Raw genomic sequence first — 1,527 nt, forward strand, 5'->3', positions numbered from 1 at the left:
CTGCAACCATTTTTAAGTTAATGAGTGATATATGAATGCTAAGCCTACTGCCTACCCCATTCTGGGACACAAACACTCAAATGACAGTAGCTGGAATTGAACCAGCTGGTCTAGCAGTAAAACGCACGTTTGGTAAAAGTTTCAAGGAGACCCAAACAACCTGCTAACCTGTCCTTACTGTCTAAGAGGCCGAAGCCTCTGTATTTTTAGGAGTCCTCATGACTGTTCGTTGCCAATCATTGGATAATACTATTTTAGCACGTTAAAATTGATAATTACTCTTGACTTACTCCGCTCTTACTCCAGAATTACAACTTGTTCACCATTTCGATATAGCTCTGCAAATGCCAGTAGAGCCTTTCCAAGAATTTCATAATATGAACTTTCTGAGATTGCAAGCTCATTATATACTGTTTCATCTTTTTTAGGATACCATACAAGGTACTTCTCGTATATGATTTTACGATAGTAAGGATCATGTAAATTACTAACCGCCTGCTCAATAGCATCTATCTCTAACTCTGCATCAACTTTTCGAATTGCCAATTTCTCAACTTGACTAGTTGCATTATTCCCAGGACACCGAGGCGTAAAAGAGTACGTAGTTGTCACCTTCTGACCATCTGTATCATTCGCTACACGACGCCAATGAGGATATCCTTCTAATACTTTTTTGGCGTTTTCTTTTGTTTTGACTTCGTTTATTTCTGGAAAGAAAGGCATCGCTCACCTCGTTTCTGTTTTAACTAATGTTTTAAATTATTTTCCCATCGAAAACTAGTGTTATTGTACCTGTACCATCTTTATGCTTAGAGGTCAGCGCACGACAATCTGAGCCCAATTCAACGCCCTCAATTGTGATACTGCGCTTTATCCTATCAACATTGATGATTGTTCCCATTAATGTTTTAATTCTCATGCTCCATCTCCTCGATAAGCCAGTCAAGGTTCTTTCTGGCTTTTTTCAGGTCTTCAAGACCGTTTTTTTTCTGGAATCGCAGTTGATACTTCAAGGCATTTCCAAGATAAAAGCCTTTCAGCTGTTCTGGTGTCATGAAATTCCTTAAGGCATCGATAGATTCCATGCCAAATCTTCCTTGGTAGTGGCTTGGTTTGTTTACGTTGTCAATTATTTCTGGGTCCATTTGATAGCCTCCAAAAGTTCTAAGATTATTCGGTTCCATTCTTCGATTGTTGTTTCTCTAAAATCAAACTGAGACATCATTTCAGCTCTTTTGAATAATGCCCTCTTAAAGAATGAAGTTTTTCTGAAAAAATCTATATCATCTGTTTTAAACTCAGTCGTGATTTTCTTTCCATATCCCTCTATCTCTACATAGACTCTTGTTTTACTATAGAGAGGTAGAGGCTCCGCCCAAACACTTCCTTTCAAGTCTGATTCATCGACTTTTTTTAGCATTAACGATATCTTCTTAGCTTCGCTCTCTTTTTTAGCACCACTGAACGGGTATCTTTTTGGTCTCATTCCTTATCCTCCAAAAGCTCTCTGTTTTCGTAGATGTTGCC

The 1,527-nt window shown here is 38.4% G+C and carries 4 protein-coding genes; all 4 read right to left on the reverse strand.

The features are described from left to right. Nucleotides 1-297: 297 nt before the first annotated feature. Genes HT721_RS10855 through HT721_RS10870 form a run of 4 tightly spaced genes read right to left on the reverse strand, consistent with a single transcriptional unit; the run spans nt 298 to nt 1,486 of the window. Nucleotides 298-723, reverse strand: a complete 426-nt coding sequence (locus HT721_RS10855; protein WP_173214009.1) for an ArpU family phage packaging/lysis transcriptional regulator — start codon at nt 721-723, stop codon at nt 298-300. Between the two features lie 31 nt (nt 724-754). After that, the gene (locus HT721_RS10860) at nt 755-919 is read right to left on the reverse strand and encodes a hypothetical protein (RefSeq protein WP_173229827.1); all 165 of its coding nucleotides are present in this window, start codon (nt 917-919) and stop codon (nt 755-757) included. Further along, entirely contained in the window at nt 909-1,145 is a 237-nt protein-coding gene (locus tag HT721_RS10865) for a DUF3310 domain-containing protein (RefSeq protein ID WP_023948037.1), read from the reverse strand. The genes HT721_RS10860 and HT721_RS10865 overlap by 11 nt, the downstream gene beginning before the upstream one ends. Next, a complete protein-coding gene (locus HT721_RS10870) occupies nt 1,130-1,486 on the reverse strand; it encodes a hypothetical protein (RefSeq protein ID WP_173214658.1) in 357 nt (118 codons plus the stop codon). Before HT721_RS10870 ends, HT721_RS10865 begins: the two co-directional genes overlap by 16 nt. Between the last annotated feature and the right edge of the window lie 41 nt (nt 1,487-1,527).

Origin of the sequence: Streptococcus sp. 4094 (assembly GCF_013277125.1) — a bacterium.
Taxonomy (GTDB): Bacteria; Bacillota; Bacilli; order Lactobacillales; family Streptococcaceae; genus Streptococcus.

What these genes read in the sequence shown, in the direction of transcription:
- HT721_RS10865 (WP_023948037.1), bottom strand. Translation starts at nt 1,145, where the DNA reads ATGGACCCAGAAATAATTGACAACGTAAACAAACCAAGCCACTACCAA.
- HT721_RS10860 (WP_173229827.1), bottom strand. Translation starts at nt 919, where the DNA reads ATGAGAATTAAAACATTAATGGGAACAATCATCAATGTTGATAGGATA.
- HT721_RS10870 (WP_173214658.1), bottom strand. Translation starts at nt 1,486, where the DNA reads ATGAGACCAAAAAGATACCCGTTCAGTGGTGCTAAAAAAGAGAGCGAA.
- HT721_RS10855 (WP_173214009.1), bottom strand. Translation starts at nt 723, where the DNA reads ATGCCTTTCTTTCCAGAAATAAACGAAGTCAAAACAAAAGAAAACGCC.